Origin of the sequence: Psychrobacter sp. JCM 18902 (genome assembly GCF_904846615.1) — a bacterium.
GTDB lineage: Bacteria > Pseudomonadota > Gammaproteobacteria > Pseudomonadales > Moraxellaceae > Psychrobacter.
The window spans coordinates 86,757-109,836 of sequence record NZ_CAJHBK010000001.1 but is presented as its reverse complement, the minus strand read 5'-3'; the positions used below and the strand labels follow the sequence as shown (position 1 = coordinate 109,836).

Here is a 23,080-nt window from a genome sequence, read left to right as displayed (position 1 = left end):
GTACCCTTTACTCTCTGTATAACCTATCCTAAAACTTAAGCACCCAGCTTCGTATCGAGCATCAATCGAATAAACTGCTTAAACTGATTCGGGTTAGACAGTAGATGCATAGTCATGTCTTCAAACGTACCCTTTGCATCAAACATAGCGTCCTCGGCAGCGTTTGGATAACCACCCAGCATAATCTGATCAACACTATTATTGGTAAACTGTTTGACCACGAGCTCATTCTCAGTGACCTTATTCCAAATAGTATTCATAAAGTTCACTTTGTCCTTATCGGTAAAATCCTCACCAGCAAAAACCTCGTTTAATCTATCAATAATCTGTGATAGCAGTGCTTCTTGTTTGTCTTTAGGCGTGGCCGTGCCCGCTCCACTGCCACCATCTAGTTGATACTCAGACTTGCCCTCTTGTAGCTTTAAGTCTTGCTGATGCAGCTTTGAGACGCGGTAATGACTCATAACGATGTTACTTAGATCAACCTCATCTTCGTTGTCCACGCTTTCACGTAATAGCGGCTGTAAGTTACGCGCGTATAGGCTCAATTTCTCTAGCTCTTTGTCGTCATAGTCCACAATCTGCGACATAAACTCATATTGGCGGGTAAAGGTGCCTAAGTCCTTTTTAAATATTTCCAGCGCGTCTTGATCGGCCCTAAAACCTTTGTAGTCATTCTCAGCATTAGTCATCAGTACCACATCGCCCGTGGCCTTGGTACGCTCTAGCATCACTTTGGCATGCTGTGCTTGTTCACGTGCTTGGCTGTAGCGCTTCTGCCAACGCTCAACCGCTGGCTTGCAGATATTACTGATGGCGGCGTTAGACTTGTTCTTGCTGTAGAAGGCCTCAACGAATTGCTCGACCTCGTGCCATAAGAAAATTTGAGATGCTCGCAATTTCTCATAAAGGTCAAACACCTGATCAGGGTCAGACACATCCGCTAAGGTTGCAGTCTCATAATATGGCTGGAAGGCCTCTAAAATATCTTGTGGGTCATTAAAGAAGTCGAGCACAAACGTGCCACTCTCAGCTTTACCTTTATAAGTACGGTTTAAGCGCGATAAGGTCTGTACGCAGTCCACACCCGTTAGCTTCTTATCAACGTACATGGCGCATAGCTTGGGCTGATCAAAGCCTGTCTGGAACTTATTAGCCACTAACATCACCTGATAGTCATCACTGTCAAAAGCTTTACGTAGGTCGCGGCCTTTTAGGCCAATATTCATATTGTGCTCAGTAAACTTCTCACCAAGTAATGCGCCGCTGTCAGGGTCATTGTCATTGAAGGTCACTTCCCCTGAGAACGCGACCATGGCATTGATGTTTCTATAGCCGTACTCAGCGATATAGTTATCAAAGACGAGCTTGTAGCGTACCGCCTCTTTACGTGAACCGGTCACCACCATCGCTTTGGCTTGGCCACCAAGTAAGCCTTTGATGTTGTCATTAAAGTGCTCAATGATGATCTTCACTTTCTGGGCGATATTATGCTCATGCAAGCGTACCCAATTATTGAGCTTAATCTTGGCGCGGCGAGCATCGACTTCGTCATCAGCAGCGGCAAGCTTTTGCTTGAGCTGATAGACCACTTTATAGTTGGTGTAGTTTTTTAGCACATCTAGGATAAAGCTTTCTTCAATGGCTTGGCGCATGGAATAGACATGATAAGCGGCTGGCAGGTTATCTTTTGAGGCTGGCAAATCAGGATTAGGCAGACGTCCAAACAGCTCGATGGTTTTCGGCTTAGGCGTGGCAGTAAAGGCATAGTAGCTGAGATTAGGACTGCTGCGGCGTGCGGCAATGACGTTATCGAGCATATCTTCACTAGAGAGCGGCTTTTCATCATCTGCTTGCTTCTCGGTATCAATCTCTATCTCACCAGAGATCAGTACTTCTTTGAGCTGGCGTGCCGTTGAGCCTGTCTGTGAGGAATGCGCTTCATCGGCAATGATGGCATAACGGCGTGACTTGAGCACACTTGAATCTTCAATCGCTTTGAGCACGAAGGGAAAGGTTTGAATAGTCACAATGATAATTGGCTGTGAGTTCACCAGTGCGCTAGCTAGCTGTTCAGACTTTGAGCCATCACCCTCTTTTCTATTAATCTTGCCCACCACGCCATCGGCATGTTCAAACTGATAGATGGTCTCTTGAAGCTGGTCATCAAGTACGGTACGGTCAGTAATAACAATCACTGAATGAAACTGCTTATCACCGTCACTGTTATATAGGGTCGATAGCTGATGCGCTGTCCATGCGATAGAGTTGGACTTGCCTGACCCTGCACTATGCTGAATCAAATACTTTTGCCCAGCGCCCTCAGTAATGGCCGCATTGACCAATTTGGTCACCACATCCCACTGATGATAGCGCGGAAACATCATAGTTTCTTTTTTAGACTTACGACCAATTGCGTCTTCTTCTTCCTCTATCTGCAAGTGCATAAAATGCCCAAGGATCGATAGCAAGTTCTCTGGCGTGAGCACCTCGTTCCAGAGGTAATCGGTGGCATAACGGCTGCTATCGCTAGGCGTATCATTGCCCGCGCCGCCATCTTTAGTGCCTTTATTAAAGGGTAAAAAGTAGGTGCTGTTACCTGCCAGCTTGGTTGTCATATAGACTTCATACTGACTGACGGCAAAGTGCACCAATGCGCCACGCTTAAACATTAGCAACGGCTCAGGTTTTTTAGTATCAGGGTCTTTTGGCAGGCGTGTCTTCTTATACTGGCTAATAGCGTTTTGTACCGATTGCTTAAACTCAGACTTTAGCTCCATCGTCGTCACGGGTAAGCCATTGACGAATAAAACCACGTCAATACGGTTACGCTTAGCGACCTTGCCGTCAGTGCTGTCTTTTAAACTAGCATGCGGGCTATACACCACCTCAGGAACGACACGGCAGATATTGGCCTCATAGCGTGCCATAATTTCAGGATTGAGGCTATGCTCAGGCTTAAACTGGCATAAAGAGAAGCGCGCGTTACGGATCTTGAGATCATGACGCAATACGCCTAAGGTGCCATAGGTGCGCGAGGCTTTATCAGTTGCATTCTCATCCGCTTTATTCAGCTGCTTAACCAATGCTGTGATAAAGTGGCGTTCAGAGTCGATAGGAAAAGTGCGGCAGAACTTCTCCCACTCTTGTGGCTGGGTCGTCTGCACAAAGTCCAGCACATCTTGCTCATACAGCGCAGTCTCTGCCTGATAGCCGCTGGCATGACCCAATTGCCAGCCATGTGCCTGCATCTGGTCGATGATATCGGCTTGGAAGACAGATTCGTAAGCGATATCGTGGGCGTTGGTCATGTTAAGTCCGTTTAGTTTTATTATTATTTTGCTTAAAATAATTAGGTCGAAAGCGCTATAAGGTCTGAATACTCTCTAGCAAATATAAAAAGCAGCACTAGCAGAAACGTTAATAGTAGCGTTCTATATTTCTCAGCGACTGCTCTTTTGGAAGTAAGTGCCTTATAAGAAATAAACAGATAAGGAATAATTACAATCCAAACATAGGGAATCCAAAGGAACATTAAAGTAATGGTAATATCGTCCAGCATATACTTAGCGGTACTACTAAAAAACTCTAAAGAAACAGTATAATTCGAGTCGTGCTTTTTGTACCCGCTGTAAGTTAAGTAAGCATTTATTAGATAAGCAATAATAGGGCTATAAATGAGCGCCCAGAATAGCTGCTTGTAGCACTTAGTAATTGGATCGGGATGATTCATAATTATATCTATTAATATGCGGAAGTCATTTTAAGGCATATTTAACAGTTTAGAGCCAAGACATGATTGCAAGTCGCCATTGCCACAGCCTTTATCAAACCATTCCTTAGCCTGCACGTTGTCTTGCTTTACCCCTTGCGCCTTCATATACATCAGCCCCAGATTACGCGGGGCGAACGGATGATTTTGGGCGGCAGCTTGTTTAAATAACGTCATGGCGCGGGCATAATTTTTCGGTACGCCATTGCCCTCTAAGTACATCACAGCAAGGTTGTTTAGACCAGCAGCTTCACCTTGATTGGCAGATTGTTGTGACCACTCAAAGGCTTTAACATAGTTTTGCTCAACGCCTTGACCACTATAGTATGCCCAGCCCAAACCGCCCATACCCAATGCATTGCCATGGTTGGCAGACTTTTCATACCATTTAAAAGCCTCGGCATAATCACGCGCAACCCCATTACCGTTCTCATACATATAGCCTAAATTATTTTGCGCCAAATCCTCACCTTGCGCGGCGGCTTTTCGTAGCCAATACAGTGCTTTGGTATAATCCTGCGTCACACCTAAGCCTTTTATATAAAACTGTCCAATATTGTTTTGGGCAATTGCATGTCCTTGATCGGCAGCCTTTTGATACCATTTGGCTGCTTCGCTATAGTCTTGCGTCACGCCTAAGCCTGCTTCATACATCACGCCGATGTTATTGTGAGCGTCAAGATCTCCTTGCTCAATGGCTTTTTGATACCAGTCATAGGCTTTGGTAAAATCCTGATCGACCCCAATGCCGCTTTGATACAACAAGCCCAAACTGTACTGCGCCATCACATTATCTTGTGCGGCGGCGCGTTGATACCACTCGACCGCTTTGGCATAGTCAGGCGTCACGCCCAGTCCTTCTTGGTACACCGCGCCCATGCTATATTGCGCGAATGGCTCCTCTTGATTGGCAGATTTCTCGAACCATGCGAGCGACTTGGCATAATCTTGCTCTACCCCTAAGCCTTCTTGATACATCGCGCCAAGATTATATTGCGCTATGCTGTCGCCTTGATTGGCAGCCTTTTGGAACCATTCTGCGCCGGTAGCATAATCCTGCGGCACATACTCGCCTGTCATATATATCGCGCCCATATCGTATTGCGCTGCCGCCACGCCCTGATCAGCGGCTTTTTTATACCACGCTACCGCTTTATTAGGGTCTTGGGGCACACCATCGCCCATCTCATACATCGCGCCCATGCTATATTGAGCGGCGGCATGACCTTGTTCCGCCAGCGCTTTGGTACTGCTAAAACTGGTTGCATGCGCGGATAACGATAGCGCTAAAGCAGCGCTCAAAGCTATTACTTTGTGTCTGATTCTTAGCGGTACGATTGACACTTTCATTTTGTCCTCTACATATTAGGGCGGAATGGATATAGGGTATTTTATTTATATCAAGTTATTGTATAAGGGCATTCCCGTTGCTTAATACTATAGTCATAAACCGCTGGCATGACTCAACTGCCAACCTTGCGCCTGCATTTGGCTGACAATATCGGCTTGAAAGACAGATTCGTAAGTGATGTTATGCGCGTTAATAGCAGTACTTGTCTGAGTCATGGTGAGATTCTTATTATTAAGTTATGAATTGGGCTTATGAGATCAACCACACTTTATCGATTTCAACGATCTGTTGCTCCTGCCCTTCAATGCTTTCTTTTCTTAAAAATCTAATAGGGTCAATGTCTTGCAACATCTCTACATCTTCTTCATCAGCCATATCATAATAGTCAAGCCTTCGATAAAGTTTCCATTCAAAATGATCTAAGTATTCAGCGGTTTTTGAATTATAGTGAATAGAGCTTTGAATACCATTTTCGGGCTGCTCATCTATTGGCTCAAACGTATTTTGATAAAAGTCTTTGTAATCCTCTATCGCACAAACTACTTGTGAGCGACTGATGTACGTTTCAAATAACCAGATTTGTAAATAATACGGGGTTTGCAACTTTTCTAGCGAATCTTTCCATGACTGATAGATATTTTGCACATTTTTAATCAATAGATATTCACAGTCGCCCATTGGCTCAGGATAGATACTATTAATCAAAGACAAGCGTGACCATGGAGCTACCAAAAACTTAACGTAATCTCGCTTTTCTTGATTTAACAGATCAACATCAAGAACTTTATTAGCTTCGCCCCATTTTTCAATAGCGCGCTTACGGCGGTTCAGGCCTCTTATTTTGCGATATTTTATGACATTATTTTTCATAGCTCACTCTATTTTTTGATACGCTTAAACCAACTCTACGGTTCCTCACACACCATCGTCAGGCTCTTACCAAATAACGTCTTATTCAGCGCTTGAGAGTCTTTAAAGACTTTTTCAGAGTCAGCATGATAAACCTGATCATTCACGCAATTACCAAAGCCAAAAGTTATCAAGTTTATTCTGGCATACTTAGCAGAGTTACTTACCTTTTCTTCCTGATAGCGCTGGGTCGCAATTTTACGATATCGTTCTAGTTCATCAGCCCCATACTCGCTTGTTTCCAGAATTTGCTCTTCAACAAACTGTTTCCATCTATTTTGCACCGCCGCTTCGTTCTGCATGAAAGGTTCAATATAGTTTTTACACATCTGAGGGCTTTGTTTGAGGGCTTCACTAGGGTTTAGATAGCCTAAAATGACTAATCGATCTTTTTCATACTCTGCGTCAATCGTTTTGAGTAAGTTTCGTTTATAGCCTTTCGCTTCAGGTACAACATCAAGACGCTCAGTATCACGCTTTACTTGCTTATACTCTTCGGTCGAGACATCTAAGTCTTTCATAGATAGTTTATCTAGCGCATCAACACTCATGGGTGAAGAGAAGCTTTCCAGATTTAATCTGGTTAAACGATCCAATACGAGATGGGAATTTTTGATTTGCTTGGCGCTATACTTTTTATTATCGAACTCGCCTTGCATATCGCATAAATCATCTTGCCATTTGTAGACTTCGGCTTGGGCGATAGTGGTGACTGTCATTGAGACAAAGATGGCAGCTATGGTCATTGCTTTCATAAAGTAAGCCCTTTTGTCAATTTCCTCAAACATGAAGTAATGCGATTAATCTCGATTTATGACGACTTAGATACTTGTCAGCCTTGCAAATTATTACCCGTCATCACTGATTACAATGCTAAAACTTAGGTCATTAGTCCTTTTTTATTCGCCTCTAATAACATTTCAAACTGTTCCACACTCGTTAATATCCTTTGGACTTTGACTTGATCAGCCCTACTATCAAGTTCTTTAGCTGTTTGACTAATAGTAAGCGCCGTTTCATGGTCATCAAGTTCAACACATACAATCAGAATCTCGGTAAGAGCATGTAGAACATTTTCTAAAACATTAAAGTCTTTGCTTTTACGATAGCGATCAATAATTTGATTAAACACAGCTAGCCTATCATTGATATCATATTTTTTTGTTTTAAAGATATCGGCTTTTAATAATAGAATCTCAGAAGTTATATACTCTGAACCATGCTGTGTGTGAGTAATAAAGTCATCTAAAACTGAGTCTATAAGTAAGAGTGCTTTATCATATTCTTCTAAAGCATGGAGTGCTTTTATCTTACTTCTGTTGAGCTCTCTAATATAATAATCAGATACAACCTCTCCTTCTATATCTTCAGATAGTTTGCTATCTGTAAAAACTTTGATAGTGTGGTCAGCGTGTACTATGACTTCTCTGTATCTACCAAGCAAGAACAAACCTGGCGTTTTTCCTACTAGAGCAAGTCTAGCATGACTACGTTCTTGTTGATCTTCACTATTAATATATTGGCTATACAGCTTATCAGCTACTTCAATAGCAGCTTCAAGCTTACCAAGTCTATTTAGTTTTAATAATTTTTTTGCCATTCTTAAAGCTTTAGATTTTGCAGACCAAAACATTATTTATCCTTATGGGTATAGAAACATTCGTTAGAATATAGGTCGTCCTTTATAAATCACAGAACGCTTCAAATGACTGCATCAGCAATTGAGCACTAGAAAAATATTATTTTCCTAACTATAGTTGATATAAAATTAGTTTTGGCAATAGTATCAAAATAATACACAATTGACGAGATACATAGAAAGCTATCCTTAGTTATTAAGCAAAAAAGGCCTAATCTCATCATGATTGATAAGATTAGGCCTTTCTATCCGCTAAATTTAATATTGGTAGCGCGTGAAATATCTTTTGAGAACTGATTCAACTGCTAGCCTTGCGCGGTATAACAGACATCATCAGTTTGGAAGACAGATTCGTAAGTGACGTCGCGGCTCATGGCATTTTCTTATTTTTACTTTTGTTAAACGGTATATAAATATAGCAGACAAAATATCAGCAATATACAGCTAGTGCTGGCAAAGTTTTTTGTATGTTCCATATATTATATATAGCCGATAACTGCTATTTCTATTCTTTAAACGATTCTTCAAATTTATCTATGTATGACAGATAAATTTGAACTTCTTCAGATTTTGATCTGATACTAATATTTTCAAGAATACGACGAACAATATGTAGGTTTTTAATATCCTTAAGTGCTATAAATATAAGCATCATGTCTTTAACGACAGGAATAACTTGCTCCAAAATCTTAGGGTTATCACTCAGCTGAAAACGAAAAGATATTTTATTTAGTACTGTCAATTTATCAGGAATATTCGCATCCGTTTCTTTAAAAATCTCATACTTTAATAATAATGCTTCAATTACTGCAACCTCTGTCAATTCATCGGTACAATCAATCCCTTCATCCACTACTGAGTCTATAATTTTTAAAGATTTATTGTATTCTTTCAATCCATATAGTGCTCTGGCTTTATCAGTATATGCCGCTCTTATAATTTTTTTATTATAGCCATCATGAATATCTTCAGGAAGATTTCCATGAGTATAAATATCAATAATTTTTTCACAAACTGATATAGCATCTTGATATTCTTCAAGCATAATAAGGCTTGTTGTTTTCCATGTTAAAGCAGCTTTGGCATGGGTGCGCTCTTGTGAATCTTCGCTATCAATGTATTGACAATATAGGTTATCAGCCAGTTCAATGGCCTCATGATAACTATTTTTAAGAAAAAGTTTTTGAACATTTCCTGCCATTTTGGCAGATTTAGATTTTAAAAACCCAAACATCATCTAGGGCGTGTCCTCAATTCAATCGATTATTATCTAAATGGACTAAAAATGGCTAAATTTTGCCAAACATCGTCAACTAGCTTATTAATATCTCGATATTATTTGCGCTACTTTCCTTGTTTGACGGCAATTTATCTCATTTTTACCCCCATTTTTAAAATGAGGACACGCCCTAGCCTTTTTATACAGTCTATTTTTTTAAATAACCAATACTATGTTATTTGCTATAGCATCTTTAGTATAAAAGCATGCTGGACGATGCTAGCATAAAAACAAAACAATTGTACATTAATAATAAAAAATCATCCTACCTTTTGGGTCGATTATCTAACGCTATGTGCTTACCATAGAATATGTTGTGTCTCATTGCTTTACTTTAATCAACCACACTTTATTCACTTCTGCTATTGTGTGTGGGCGTCCATTAATAACCGCGCTCATTTAATCTTCTATATTCATCACAGCCCGCTTGGAAACCCTGATCACAGGTTTTCCCATACCATTCCTTTGCTGTAGATCGGTTTCTCTTAAGACCACCAAAACCTTCTTCATAAAAGTATCCAAGCATCCCTTGACCTTGTATGCTTCCTTGTTTTGCTGCCTTTTGAAACATTTTTCTTGCCAGCACAAGATCTTGACGAACACCTTCACCTTTGTAATATATTATACCAACCTTAACTTGGTACTCTTCATTACCTTGGTTTGCCCATTTTTTCATATCAGCCAAACTATCCTTAGCATCAGAGTATTTATTCTCATAAGATACATGGCTATTTAGCGAGGCAAGTTGATATTTTTGTTGCTTTGCATGAGCACTTAAATTATCAATCGCTTTACTGATTTCTTCATTAGTATATATATGATCACCGCTCTTAGTGCGATAGAGATTGCGACTAGAACCATAACTTGCAGAAGTAGAATCATTGCTAGTCGTGTGGGTCAAAGTGTTATTTGGTTGAAAGGTATTTTCGACAGCACCATTCACTTGGGCTGTACTTATTCCAAATATTGATAATATTAACATTAACTTTCTCATAAACTTACTGACTACCTTTCAATTATCGCTAATGATGGTCAATCCCAAACTCTCTATCCTCCTAAGCTTAAGCTAAACCTTTTATCAAATACAATATGCGTTTAATCTCTATTTACAGCTAATCTGGCACCCGCCAACCCCGCACATCAATTTTGCCCGTAACAGCAGCAGATATTAAAGCGGTGCGGCGTTCTTGCATAAGTTGAATGGCTTGTTCTGCCTTTATCATTAGGATGTCGAACTTGTCTGAAATTTTATTGACTTCAATAAATATTGCTTTTTGTTCATTTATTGGAGGTATCGTTATTTTAAAATCTCTAATTATTTCACAATTGAGAGCCGCTTGATTCCCACCTCTAGCATCTTCTCTTAATTCTTTATAAGCAGCCTGAAAAAAAAGATGAGCATAGTTTGAGTATAAATTTTCATTGGGTATAACAGCTGCAAGGTTTTGATTTATTGTAGCTTCAATTTTTGTCACAGCAGACGTTCCACGTGTTTTACCTTGACCAATCATACCCATCACCAACGTACCGACTGGCAATAAGGTTACGGAGCACTCTTTTAGAGCTTTATAAGAAATATAATCCGTTGGACTTTCAATATAGTATTGATTAACCTCTCCAGAAGATAACCATGCAACTTCTTTGGGATGCCAATAAGATAAGTTCGCTTTACTTGGTGTTGAACCATTAAGAACCTGTCCGTAATAGCCAACTCTACCTACCTCCCAATGCTCAGGCACTTCCCCCAACCATTCAACGCCCGAATCTTTCATCGGGGCATCGGGGTTTAAACCTTTGGTCACGGCATGACTGATCACCGCTTGGCGCTTTTCTTTTAACAGTTGAATTAGAGTTTGCTGTTTTTCGATTAGGGTATCGATTTGCGCGGTTTCATGGTCGAGGAAGTTGGCGATTTTGATATCACTTTTTGTAGCAGGCAAAGGAATTGGAAAGTTATTTATATTTTCCTGCGTCATGGTAGGCATTCCACTGCCAGTATTACTTACTTCAATTTTTGCTTTAATTAAAGAAGAATTAAACAAATAGCTCAGGAATCTAGAATCTATACTAGATTTCTTTATTAACACCATTTGTGGATTGATTGTCATAGGTTCTCCAACCTCTCTAACAATTGTTGATTTTCCAAAAGTAGAACCAGTTTTAACTAGTAAAATATCATTCTCTTCCACCATAATCTCAGGAGACTCAAAATACTTAGCCCAGCTTAGATAAGATTTTTTCTCTAAAGAAAACTGGTCATCACGTACATTAGAAGGGCTTAAGACTATAGCTCCTTGTCCTTCATTAACTATGTCATCAACTGTATAACCACGAAATCCAATCCTACCAACTATAGAAGCTACAAACTTCAAATGAGTAACGCCCCAATCTTTAGGAATCTCTCCCAACCACTCAACCCCTGAATCCTTATATTCTGCATATTGTTGATACTTCGCCATTACGAATGCACCTCACCCAATAACTGCATGATTTCGCTGCTAACAGCATCCAAGTCTGCATCGATATCAGCAAGCGCGCGCGGTGGCTCATACACATAGAAATGACGGTTAAACGGTATCTCAAAGCCCACGATGCCAATCTCTTCATCTATAGCATCTTTCTTGTCGCTATTAATCCACGCATCAGGCACATGCGGCTGCACTTCGCGGGCGAAGTAACTTTCAATCAACTCAGTGGTGGTCACCTCAGGATTTAGCGGTACGTTTTCATAATCACGTAAATCGCTGTCTGTTTGGAACTCAACTATTTTGGTCTTGCTGGCAGGATCAGTATAACTAAATGCACCATAGAGCGGATTGGCAACCTTGACTGCTTTTTTGATGACGGGTTCTGCCTCAGGGTTTTTCCAAGTGATCGCGTCTAGTAGCTGCTTTTTCTCTTTGGCATCAAGGCTCATATCATCACTGGCATCAGCATCTTTTAACGCTTGCTTGAGCACCTTTTCAAACTCATTGAAATCATCGAATTGACCGTTACCAATAGCCGTTTGCAAGGCTTTAGTTTTATTCATGATCTCAAGCTGATCTTGCCAAAGATTGGCATCGAGCACATCTTTAATTTGCTTTTCTTTTAGCTCAGAGAAGTCGGCTTTAATCATTGCACGCGCTTCTAAGGTGACCGCTGATAAGTCGCCATAGCTGTCAGTCGTCCAGTTACGACCAAATGCCTCATACAGCGCTGGCATGACCATATCAAACGGTTTAGAGGCATAACGTAAGGTTTCGATGGAATCGTCAGATAGCTGAGCGGATAGACGTAGCGGACGCTCAATGGTGATACGGCGATAGCCAAACTCATGAGTAGCAAATATCTTACTGGCAAAGGTCTTGGCAGGCTCAGCTTTAGGATTGGCAGACTGACGGCCACGGTTAGACTTCATCTCTTCAGGCTTATCTAGCACACGCGCATCAACCACTTCAAAGTCGCCAAAACTACAAATAATGGTCTTGATATCATCATCGCTCATCTCATTACGCTTAGAGCCAAGTGATTTACGCATCTTGCCGTATAGGTTACTGCCATCGATCAATTGCACGTGACCTTTACGCTCAGCGGCTTTCTTATTGCTTAATACCCATACATAGGTAGCGATCCCCGTGTTGTAGAACATATCGGTAGGCAGAGCGATAATGGCCTCTAGTAAATCAGCCTCAAGGATGTAACGGCGAATCTCACTCTCTCCACTCCCTGCGCCGCCCGTGAATAGCGGTGACCCATTTAAGATAATACCGATACGACTGCCCTGATTGCTGCTGTTATCTGCATCTTTAGCATTATCAGTAATCGGACGCATCTTGCTAATCAGATGCATGAGGAACAATAGCGAGCCATCAGATACGCGTGGCAAGCCAGCGCCAAAACGACCATCAAAGCCTTTTTGCTCGTGCTCGTCTTTGATCTCACCTGATATCTTTTTCCAATCTACCCCAAATGGCGGGTTAGACAGCATGTAGTCGAATTTCTCAGCGACCAACTGATCACTAGACAAAGTATTGCCCAGCTTAATATTATTCACCTCTTGCCCTTTGATCAGCATGTCAGCTTTACAGATGGCATAAGACTCAGGGTTGAGCTCTTGCCCATAGGTACGCATGACCGCATCAGGGTTCAGTTCTAGCACGTATTCCATACCAGAGGATAGGAAGCCGCCCGTACCTGCTGTGGGGTCATAAATGGTGCGAATGATGCCATCTTTGGTCAGCGCGTCATCATCTTCCATAAATACCAGCGAGGTAGTTAAGCGCACGATATCGCGCGGCGTAAAATGCTCCCCTGCGGTTTCGTTTGAGCTTTCAGCAAAGCGGCGAATCAGCTCTTCAAAGACAAAGCCCATTTCATGATTAGAGATAGCCTCAGGGCTAAGATCGGTATTGGCGAACTTCTGCACCACTTTATATAGCAGGTTGGCATCAGCTAGCTGACCGACAAACTCTTCAAACTTGAAGTGCTCGAATATCTCACGCGCGTCTTTTGAGAAGGATTGCACGTAGGTATTAAGGTTATCTTTGATATCGCTTTGACCCATCTTGCTCAAATCCATGGGCGAGGTATTATAAAACGCATGCTTGCTGGCACGAATGATGAACTTCTCTTGTGCTTCCTCTGGCAGACCTTTTTCAGCGATACGCTCACTCTCAGCCACCACAGCAGCTTTGGTGTCTGCTAATACGCACTCTAGGCGGCGCAGTAGTGTAAATGGCAGGATGATGCGGCCGTATTGAGATTGCTTAAAGTCACCACGTAATAGATCAGCGACAGACCAGATGAAAGCCGCTGTTTGAGAGAAGTTTTTGGTCATAGGTTCGTCTTATTGTTTGTTGAGCAAGGATAAATACTTTGGATGATATGACAGGCTTAAAAATTGGCTAACACGTACTGCGATGGAATATATCGACTTATGACGGTCTATAAAAATTATTGTATGATAGTAGAGGATATGAACGCTAGTTTGCAAACGCAATTAAGGCTTTTATTGGATAAAAGTATTCTTATTTAAATAAAAGAATTCTTTTAATGTCTGGATAGTGCTTTTGGAAGCAAGAAAATGAGGAAGCAAGTAAAACAGGAATAAAAATGCGCTTTTTTATACCTTTATTTCAAAGTGGAAAACCACCTCTAAGCTAATAAAATAAATAGCTGACGTTGGAAGCGGAAAAATTCTCAGGAAGCAGAAAGTGGAATAATTAACATTCTACAGTAGCGGCTTTAAATGTAGGATAGTACACTAGAAAGGAATCCAGATTTACTCACAGTGACCGACCTATAAATGCAACTAGATAGCTATTGGAGATTGAAACCCAACGCCTTTCAAAGTAAAAATGCGACTGCTTACACTCATGAATGTTATGTACTGGGAAATATTGTGATTAATACATTTATATATCTGATGAATGCCTACTTGTATCAAAATTGGTGGGCAGAGTATTCTGATCCTAAAGTGAATGACGCAGATGTTCTCATTCATTTTGCGAGTAAGGAAAATCTAGATATCTTAAATAGCTTAGTTCAAGACCTCGAGTATATATTGGCCAATGATTTAGCAAAAAAAGTTTTTGAAAACAATACTTTTGATTTCGATCCATTATTAAATGGTTATGCTAGTGAGCAAGCATGGATTGAGTCAGCTTATAAGACGCTAATGGCTGAAATTAGATAATTGACTTTCATCAGCATAATTATTTTGTAAGTAGCTATGAGTAAGCTTCCAAGTTATAAGCCGAGAGTAACGATATTAAAATGTTGTACATAACGTTGTACATATAATTAATAATTTACTTAAAACTATTTAATATCAAATACTTACCATAAATGATTGACTCCCGCCGAGCGCACCAATCATCGTATTTATAATATTTGTTTTATCCTTCCTTAGCATTACCCTAAATCTTGAATATCTATCAACTCCGTGCTCAAAATATTTGCGGATTTCGCCGTGCGTGCTCGTCTATTGATAGACAGTTTTCTTATATGATAGGCATTTCGCTTATAACACTCGCCTACTCTGCTTGCTGCAAATTAGCTGCTAGCTGGGCACGGTTAGGCACACGATGGTAATTAATCACGGGCACGTTACCCAACAGGCGCTGACCTGAAGCAATTTTCTTATCCATCGTAATCATTGCAATTTTTTTATCTTGTTTACTGAGCAATAAATGATTGGTCTTGCGTGTGACTCGATAATCAGGAAAATACTGTTTGATCAGCACGGATGTTTTTTGCAGGTCGTCATTAATAGGTTTTTTCACGCTTTTAGACGATTTATTGTGAATTGACTCACCCACTTTTACGCCGCGTGACTTTGCCAACAACCATAAAGCGGCAATAACGGCAAACAATATGACAAGCCACCAAATTCCATCTATCATTAGAAGAGATATCCATTATTAGCAAGGGTTGGCTCATGTTAGCAGAATTATCACCAGCGTTAATAGCAGAAGTAGAACTTGCTGCTAAATTATTGACATCCAAACAGCATATTTGCATCTTAACGGGTGCAGGGATTTCAGCCGAAAGTGGCATTCCAACTTTTCGAGATAAGCAAACAGGCTTGTGGGAAAACTATGGTGTGGAAGACTTGGCAACACCTGAGGCTTTCACTCGTGATCCAAAACTGGTGTGGTCATGGTATCAATGGCGCAGGCAATTGGTCGCAGATAAAAAACCGAATCCTGCACATTTTGCCTTAGCGCAGTGGCAATACCATACTCAGTCGTCCAATCAATCATTAACGCTTATCACTCAAAATGTTGATGATTTACATGAGCAAGCTGGCAGTACGGTAACTCATTTGCATGGCAATCTGTGGCATAACCGCTGTAGTCAATGCGAGACAGTCTACCAAAGTCAATCGAGGGGTTCGTATCATAGCGAGGATACAATCAATTTTGATGACACACTGATGACCTGTCGCCATTGCGATGGCTATATCAGACCAGATATCGTTTGGTTTGGCGAAGCATTACCAGTACAAGCATGGCAAACAGCAGAAGACGCGGCGGCAAATTGTGAGGTATTTATCAGTATTGGCACCTCCAGTCTCGTCTATCCTGCCGCTGGACTCGCACAGTTAGCGAAGCAAAATGGTGCCAAAATTATTGAGATAAATCCCAATCCAACGCCGAATACTATTGTGGATATCACCTTAGCAGAAAAAGCTGGTGTGATTATGCCGTTATTAATCCAGAAAATCACTGCGCTCTAGTCGCCTGAACCTAAGTTACTTGCACCTAAGTCGCTTGAACCTAAAAAGCATACCGTGTAAAAAAGAAAAGGCTTAACGATTGATATCAACCGTTAAGCCTCGGGTACTAAAACCTAATCATAGTTAATTTACTTTAGTGCCAGATCAACTTTCGCCAAATATACTGCTTTTAATTCATCACTAATAAATGAGGCATTAAAGGAATTCTTTACCAAAGTAACAACATCATCTTCTGTCAGCGGTAAATTTTCGCATATATTTATAAAGTTCTGATTCATATAACCTTTGAAATAGGCTGGGTCGTCTGAGTTTATGGTGATATTTAGACCATAATCTAGCAGCTCTTTGATATTGTGTTCTTTGTAATTATCAAAGACTTTTAGCTCAATATTTGAGTTCGGGCAAACGGTCAGCGGCATTTGCTCATCTTTTAGTCTTTGCATCAACTCTGGGCTTTTTATCGATTGCACACCATGATCGACTCTATTGATATTCAATAAGTCCAGTGCTTCGTAAATGTACGAAAAATCTGCCTCTTCACCAGCATGGGCGACCAGCTTAAAACCTGCTTCTTTAGCTTTTTTGAAGACATCTTTGAATTTCGATGGTGGATTGCCCAGCTCTGACGAATCAAGACCGACACCGATGATGTCATCTTTGAATACCAGTGCTTGCTCTAAGGTCTCAAACGCTTCTTCTTGTGATAAATGCCTTAGGAAACACATGATAATACAAGAGGTGATACCATATTTTTCTTTGGCATCTGCAAGCGCTTCTTTGATGCCTGTTATCACCACTTCAAAAGGTATACCTCGTTCAGTATGCGTCTGCGGGTCAAAAAATATCTCTGTGTGAATGACGTTATCTTCAACACACTTAAGTATATATTCCCACGTTAAATCATAAAAATCGTCTTTAGTGATCAGGACATTTGCGCCTGCATAGTAGATATCTAAAAAGGTTTGCAAGTTGGTGAAGTTGTAGGCGTTGCGCACATCTTCTATGTTTTTATAAGGAATCTCTATCTGGTTCTTTTTGGCCAATCTAAACATCAGCTCAGGTTCTAGTGAGCCTTCAATATGTAAATGCAGCTCAGCTTTTGGTAATTTCTTTATTAAATCAATCATAGGATTCCAGTGACGGCTTTTTGTAGTAGAGTACTTTTGAGAAATGCTTTTGAGAAGTGCCTTTATAAATGCAAAGCCTGTATAGACGCTTGAGAAATATATCAGTCACCCTCGATTTCTAGAGGCACTATTATATTGTAATTAATGCCAAAACCCCATAAAAGAACACGATGCTAGCAAAATAACAAGCCATCAGATTCCCTCATCAACGCTACTTCAGAAACACCACAGTATCAGACAACTCGTTACCCGCTGGATCCTGCTCCAAATGATAATACTGACGCAGCACTTGCCCAACTTCATCTAACAATTCAGCCAAGCTTTCTTCGGTTTTTTGATTGGCAATACCTGATACGGCCTTATCACACATCGCCCGCCAAACGGTGGGGCTGACATGAGCACTGATACCACGATCAGCTACGATCTCTAACTGATGCTCGCAAATATTGACATACACCAAGACGCCCGTATTCTCTTCAGTATCCCAAACTCGATACTCACTAAACAGCTCAATCGCACGTTCGCGACAGCCAATATAGTACGCCTCTTGAATCGGCAGATGGTTTTCTACAATCAAAAACACCTCACCCCGATGCCCTCGCTCTGCACGGGTCACCTCGTCTGTCAAACGTGCTTTGGCTGCTGCTGTTAACCATTTACTATGCAATATAGGAATAAATAAGACTTGACGCCACCAGCGGGCAAAACTGGGATTTGACGCGTTGTTTTCTGACATTTTACTATTTCCTCAAATACGTCATTGCTGACGGTCGTTTAGTATCCGTTTTTACTTAAGCATCTACCAAGCGTCTACCACGAGCCACCAGCACCGCCGCCGCCAAAACCACCGCCGCCACCACCGAAGCCACCGCCGCCAAAACCACCACCGCCAAAACCACCACCGCCAGAGCCGCCGCCACCGCCCATACCAGGTAGGAATATCATACCGCCGCCTCTACGACCGCCGCCAGACCCACCTTTACCACCACCGCCGCCACCTCGTGAAATCAAAAATAGCCATAAGAAGATAGCCATGATAACGGTCATAAAAAACCCACCGCCTAAGGCTAACGATCCCGCAAAAAACCCACCAGCAGTAATAATAGAACCAAATACACGACCAAAAATACTGGTAATAAAGCTTCCAAATATCATTGCCATAATGAATAAAAATATGGGCGATGGTAGCTCGTCTGAACCTTGTTGTGCACTACGCTCGGCTGCTTGCGCATCAGCACGAGCCAATACCTCAGGATCAGCAGTCAGCCGCGTTTTGAGTGCGTCAACGCCAGCTATTATTCCAGCGCCATAGTTATTTTGCTTAAATAACGGCGTGATATCTTCACGAATAATACGATTGACGGCAGCATCTGGTAAGACACCCTCTAGTCCATAACCCGTCAAAATATACATATCACGGTCATTGACGGCGACTACCATGAGTAAGCCATCATCGATGTCTTTATTGCCCAGCTGCCACTTCTCAGCTACTTGTAGAGCATAGTCAAAGATAGGGACGCCATTGGTCGTAGGCACGATAACCACCGCTGCTTGGGCAAGACCTTGCTGATAAATATTTCTAAGCTGCGCCTCTAGACGCTGTTTTTCTTGCGGATTTAGAATATTGGCCTGATCTACCACAGGATTATTTAATATGAGCTTATCGGCATCGACACTGGGTACATTTGACTGTATAGGAGAAGGATTTGCGGCTGTTGACCCAACTGTTGCCTCATTATTAGCGGCATTAGGGTTGATCGCCTCATTGCCTAAAATGGCATCATTGATTGCATCATTACCCAATACAGCGTCATTGATCGCTTCATTAGACTCGCCCGCTTTGGCAATCACTACCAAATCCTCAACACTACGACTTTGCATGTCTGAGGTGCTATCAATGGCTTCATTAGGCGCAGCATACAACACAGGCGCACTACTGACGCTGAGTGTGAACAGTAATACTGATAGGATTGCTTTTGAATTGTTCATCTAATCTATACCACCTCAAGTGACATCTGTACTGAGTGAATCTACGTGATACCATTCACAAAAATTAGCATAGCAAAGAAACCAAATTTGACATAGCTAATCGTACTTTTTGGATTTGATATTCATTTAATAGGCATTTATATCCATCAATACCTTTAAAAATGTGGCTAAGCAAACTAGTGGCTAACTAAGCTAAACGATAAAAATGTAAACAAACAGAGCGACAAATCCCGCTCTGTTTTCATCTCTATTTAATCACCACTACTCAGCTGTCGCTGACTTATCATCACCGAAGTCAACACTTGGTGCGGTTGAAATAGCGTCTTCATTCGCCACGCTAAAGTTTGGCTTGGCATTCATACCAAATACTTTTGCTGTAATGTTGGTTGGGAACTGGCGCACCGTTGTATTATAGCTTTGCACTTCTTGAATATAACGGTTACGAGCAACGGCAATACGGTTTTCAGTGCCTTCGAGCTGGACTTGTAAGTCTTGGAACAAAGCATCTGACTTTAGCTCAGGATAACGTTCAGAGACAGCCATCAAACGTGATAATGCACCTGTCATCTGTTCCTGTGCAGCTGCATAACGCTCCATCGCTTCTGGATCATTCAGTACTTCTGGCGTCACAGTAATGCTACCAGCACGAGAGCGTGCCTCAGCTACTTGAGTAAACACTTCTTGTTCTTGCTCAGCGTACTGCTGCACGACTTTGACTAAGTTTGGTACCAAATCAGCGCGGCGTTGATATTGGTTCACCACTTCTGACCACGACGCGGTAACTTGCTCATCTTGAGCTTGCAGGTTGTTGTAGCCACAACCGCTTAGACCAACGGTAGACGTCGCTAACACGGCTGCGAGCAATATGGGTTTTACAATTGATTGACGCGTCATCATTGTTTCTCCTAATAATGGTAAATAATAAATAACCAGTAACACTTTTTTAATAATTTTTTAAAGCTTGTATTTTGAAGCTGATACATGAGGTCATGCAAATGTATGTCTATTTAAGTATTAGAGCCGTATATTTTTTATAATTAAAGGCACATCACTTATATTAAAGCCACACTAAACATAAAAACAGCAGTTAATGAGTACGATAGCAATCGTATGCCGCTCTACTAGAGTCTCGTCTTATCAACGAAACGAACCTATAGGATAAGATATCTTACACAATGATGGCGCTATCTCGGTATTTTTACAATTAGCCGTTACCAAAACACAACCGCAAAACCACACTGCTATCCCATGACTATTGCTCGTTTTTATTACCTGTCATTGATAACATCTACCTCACAAATATCATCGAACCACTGGCATTATCTTTACTCCATACCTTGTCCAGTATAGAGGAGTGACAGATAAGCGATGAATGACCGCTCTGTTTTTGTGTAGTCGATGTGGCTTTATCTATTGATTCGACATCTAACAACGGTCAAAACATGCGATATTTTATCGTTATTTGTAGTCATATCTTCCTGACTCAATATGAATATATATGCTTCTGTACAAAGAAAATTCTAGTAATTACTACAAAAATATGGCAAATTGCAGTTACGTAGCCGTACGGTTTGAATACATTTGGTAGTGGACTTATGGCTTGATTAGTATTAGTGAGTTGTTGATTTCTATGTAAAATATTACTCAGTTATTAGAGATTCGCTTAATAGTTTCAATCAGCCACACCAACCCTGTAGTCAATCGATACCGCTCACAAAAAGTTGAATGCTATCGGCATGATAAGTATTTAATATTATAACCGCCTGTTTTATCCACCGGTCTACTGAACATTCATCTCAGATATTAATTGATAAGATAAATGTCGCAGTAATTGAGACAGCTTACGCCTTGCAACTATGCTGATACACATATCATCGGTAATAAGCATAAGCAAACTGTCAATATTACTGATAAACCAAGCGGATAACGACAGACAACTACAGTCCATTCTTAGTGGCTAAGCGCGTATGAGACTTAACGGATATACATGAGTCGATGTAGATAATTTAACTGCTTAACTTAAATAAGTAAGTTAAGCAGTTAGCTTACTCCTAGCATACAGAGCCACTTTGAGACAGTACTAGGAATATACATATGGAAGGTTTAGTTAACTTAGTAAACGGAATTATCTGGAGCCCCGCACTGATCTATCTTTGCTTGGGCGCGGGCCTATTTTATTCCATTATGACGCGCTTCGTACAAGTGCGTCTGTTCGGTGAAATGATCAAGTTACTTTTTACTGGTAAATCTAGTGATCAAGGTATTTCATCATTTCAGGCACTTGCCGTATCACTCGCAGGACGCGTGGGTATGGGTAACATCGCTGGGGTAGCTGCGGCTATCGGCTTCGGTGGCCCAGGTGCCGTATTTTGGATGTGGGTCGTGGCCTTCTTAGGCGCATCTACTGCTTATGTTGAGTCTACGCTCGCACAGATTTATAAAGAAAAAGATGTCATCACTGGCGAATATCGCGGTGGCCCAGCTTACTATTTTGAACGCGCACTTGGCCAAAAATGGTATGGCATCCTCTTTGCAATCTCATCTATCCTCGCTTGTGGTATATTTTTACCAGGTGTACAGGCAAACGGCGTTATCAATGCTTTCGCACAGGTAATGGGCGAAGGGTCTGTTATGAGCATTGGCGCCTTAGAAGTTGGCTCAATGCGTCTAGTAGCCTTAGCCATTATCCTTGTGGTATTAGGTATTATCATTTTTGGTGGTATCAAGCGTATCGCAACGTTTACCGAGTATGCCGTTCCTTTTATGGCATTGGGCTATATCGTTCTTGCACTGATCATCATGTTTACCAACTTTGATATGATTCCACAAGTATTCGGTCTAATCGTTAGCGACGCATTTACTGCTCAAGCAGGTTTTGGTGCAGCGATTGGTTGGGGTGTAAAACGTGGTATTTACTCAAATGAAGCAGGTCAAGGTACAGGTCCTCATGCTGCTGCTGCTGCTGAAGTTGAGCATCCATCACAGCAGGGTTTAGTTCAGGCATTCTCAGTATATGTCGATACCCTATTAGTATGTTCTGCTACTGCCTTCATGATCCTAACCATGGGTACTTACAACATTCAAGGAACGTTACCAGACGGTCAGTTCATCGTACAGAACGTCGCTGCTACCACTGAAATCAACGCCCCTGCATTCACGCAAATGGCGATGGAATCTGTTTATGGTGGTTTTGGTAACACCTTTATCGCTATTGCTGTCTTCTTCTTTGCCTTTACCACTATCTTGGCTTACTACTACATCGCTGAAGTGAACGTTGCTTATCTAACGCGCTTTGTCGGTCGCAGTGCCAACAAGACTGGTCTATTCTTAGTCAAAATCTTAATCATGGTGATGGTTGCTTACGGCGGCCTAAACTCAGCTGGCTACATTTGGGCTATTGGTGATATTGGTGTTGGGCTTATGGCTTGGTTGAACATCGTTGGTATTTTGGTCATCTTCATTGTGGCTCGTCCAACACTTACTATGCTAAAAGACTATGAAGCACAGCGTAAAGCAGGTGTTGAGCGCTACAGTTTTGATCCTGCAAAATTCGGCATCAAAAACGCCCCTTATTGGGAAGAGCGTCATCTAAAAGAGCAACAAAGAATGGCAGCAGATCCACTACGCAAAGAGCATAAGTAATATTCTATAACGTAGCTATTATTCTTTAACATAATTGTTATTCAAACTTCCAAAGCAAAAGCCCGAAACAGTCGTTTCGGGCTTTTCTGTTTCAAACCTTTGCATTCATAAGCCTTCAATAGATATCTTACATAAGTCATCATTACTCTT

At 41.3% G+C, this 23,080-nt stretch carries 18 protein-coding genes; 3 read left to right on the top strand and 15 right to left on the bottom strand.

Annotated features, from left to right (window positions below; all coding sequences use genetic code 11):
• Positions 1-35 precede the first annotated feature (35 nt).
• From JMY05_RS00415 to JMY05_RS00375, 10 genes are all read right to left on the bottom strand, one after another.
• A complete protein-coding gene (locus tag JMY05_RS00415) occupies positions 36-3,311 on the bottom strand; it encodes a type I restriction endonuclease subunit R (RefSeq protein WP_045446533.1) in 3,276 nt (1,091 codons plus the stop codon).
• Between the two features lie 452 nt (positions 3,312-3,763).
• Positions 3,764-5,074 (bottom strand): tetratricopeptide repeat protein, encoded by a 1,311-nt coding sequence (locus JMY05_RS00410; protein WP_201613894.1) that lies wholly within the window; start codon positions 5,072-5,074, stop codon positions 3,764-3,766.
• Positions 5,075-5,215: 141 nt separating this feature from the next.
• Entirely contained in the window at positions 5,216-5,338 is a 123-nt protein-coding gene (locus JMY05_RS13940) for a hypothetical protein (RefSeq protein ID WP_265089044.1), read from the bottom strand.
• Between the two features lie 34 nt (positions 5,339-5,372).
• Positions 5,373-5,993: a hypothetical protein gene (locus tag JMY05_RS00405; RefSeq protein WP_060490496.1), complete on the bottom strand. Its 621-nt coding sequence runs from the start codon at positions 5,991-5,993 to the stop codon at positions 5,373-5,375.
• A gap of 35 nt (positions 5,994-6,028) precedes the next feature.
• Positions 6,029-6,787: a hypothetical protein gene (locus JMY05_RS00400; protein WP_045446527.1), complete on the bottom strand. Its 759-nt coding sequence runs from the start codon at positions 6,785-6,787 to the stop codon at positions 6,029-6,031.
• Positions 6,788-6,912: 125 nt separating this feature from the next.
• On the bottom strand, positions 6,913-7,665 hold the full coding sequence (locus JMY05_RS00395; protein ID WP_045446524.1) for a hypothetical protein: 753 nt from the start codon (positions 7,663-7,665) through the stop codon (positions 6,913-6,915).
• Between the two features lie 511 nt (positions 7,666-8,176).
• A complete protein-coding gene (locus JMY05_RS00390; protein ID WP_201613893.1) occupies positions 8,177-8,908 on the bottom strand; it encodes a hypothetical protein in 732 nt (243 codons plus the stop codon).
• Between the two features lie 424 nt (positions 8,909-9,332).
• Positions 9,333-9,944, bottom strand: a complete 612-nt coding sequence (locus tag JMY05_RS00385; RefSeq protein WP_201613891.1) for a tetratricopeptide repeat protein — start codon at positions 9,942-9,944, stop codon at positions 9,333-9,335.
• Positions 9,945-10,062: 118 nt separating this feature from the next.
• Positions 10,063-11,409 carry a restriction endonuclease subunit S gene (locus JMY05_RS00380; RefSeq protein WP_201613890.1) on the bottom strand — a complete coding sequence of 449 codons (1,347 nt, stop codon included), beginning with the start codon at positions 11,407-11,409 and terminating at the stop codon, positions 10,063-10,065.
• Positions 11,409-13,769, bottom strand: coding sequence for a type I restriction-modification system subunit M (locus tag JMY05_RS00375; RefSeq protein WP_201613889.1), 2,361 nt, complete (start codon positions 13,767-13,769; stop codon positions 11,409-11,411). Before JMY05_RS00375 ends, JMY05_RS00380 begins: the two co-directional genes overlap by 1 nt.
• Positions 13,770-14,237: 468 nt before the next feature.
• Between JMY05_RS00375 and JMY05_RS00370 the strand changes: the two genes are divergently transcribed.
• Positions 14,238-14,627, top strand: coding sequence for a contact-dependent growth inhibition system immunity protein (locus JMY05_RS00370; protein ID WP_201613888.1), 390 nt, complete (start codon positions 14,238-14,240; stop codon positions 14,625-14,627).
• Positions 14,628-14,967: 340 nt separating this feature from the next.
• Here the strand turns inward: JMY05_RS00370 and JMY05_RS00365 are convergent, their stop codons facing one another.
• Entirely contained in the window at positions 14,968-15,336 is a 369-nt protein-coding gene (locus JMY05_RS00365; RefSeq protein WP_045447735.1) for a hypothetical protein, read from the bottom strand.
• 35 nt (positions 15,337-15,371) lie between these two features.
• On the opposite strand from JMY05_RS00365, the gene JMY05_RS00360 reads away from it, so the two are divergent.
• Positions 15,372-16,172, top strand: a complete 801-nt coding sequence (locus JMY05_RS00360) for an SIR2 family NAD-dependent protein deacylase (protein WP_045447732.1) — start codon at positions 15,372-15,374, stop codon at positions 16,170-16,172.
• Positions 16,173-16,300: 128 nt separating this feature from the next.
• On the opposite strand, the gene JMY05_RS00355 is transcribed toward JMY05_RS00360, so the two are convergent.
• From JMY05_RS00355 to JMY05_RS00340, 4 genes are all read right to left on the bottom strand, one after another.
• Entirely contained in the window at positions 16,301-17,299 is a 999-nt protein-coding gene (locus tag JMY05_RS00355; protein WP_045447730.1) for an adenosine deaminase, read from the bottom strand.
• Between the two features lie 211 nt (positions 17,300-17,510).
• A complete protein-coding gene (locus tag JMY05_RS00350) occupies positions 17,511-18,035 on the bottom strand; it encodes a TPM domain-containing protein (RefSeq protein ID WP_045456157.1) in 525 nt (174 codons plus the stop codon).
• Between the two features lie 74 nt (positions 18,036-18,109).
• The gene (locus JMY05_RS00345) at positions 18,110-19,288 is read right to left on the bottom strand and encodes a TPM domain-containing protein (RefSeq protein WP_045447728.1); all 1,179 of its coding nucleotides are present in this window, start codon (positions 19,286-19,288) and stop codon (positions 18,110-18,112) included.
• Positions 19,289-19,549: 261 nt separating this feature from the next.
• The gene (locus tag JMY05_RS00340) at positions 19,550-20,182 is read right to left on the bottom strand and encodes a LemA family protein (RefSeq protein WP_045447744.1); all 633 of its coding nucleotides are present in this window, start codon (positions 20,180-20,182) and stop codon (positions 19,550-19,552) included.
• A gap of 1,200 nt (positions 20,183-21,382) precedes the next feature.
• Between JMY05_RS00340 and JMY05_RS00335 the strand changes: the two genes are divergently transcribed.
• Positions 21,383-22,930: an alanine/glycine:cation symporter family protein gene (locus tag JMY05_RS00335; RefSeq protein WP_055125213.1), complete on the top strand. Its 1,548-nt coding sequence runs from the start codon at positions 21,383-21,385 to the stop codon at positions 22,928-22,930.
• Positions 22,931-23,080: the final 150 nt, after the last annotated feature.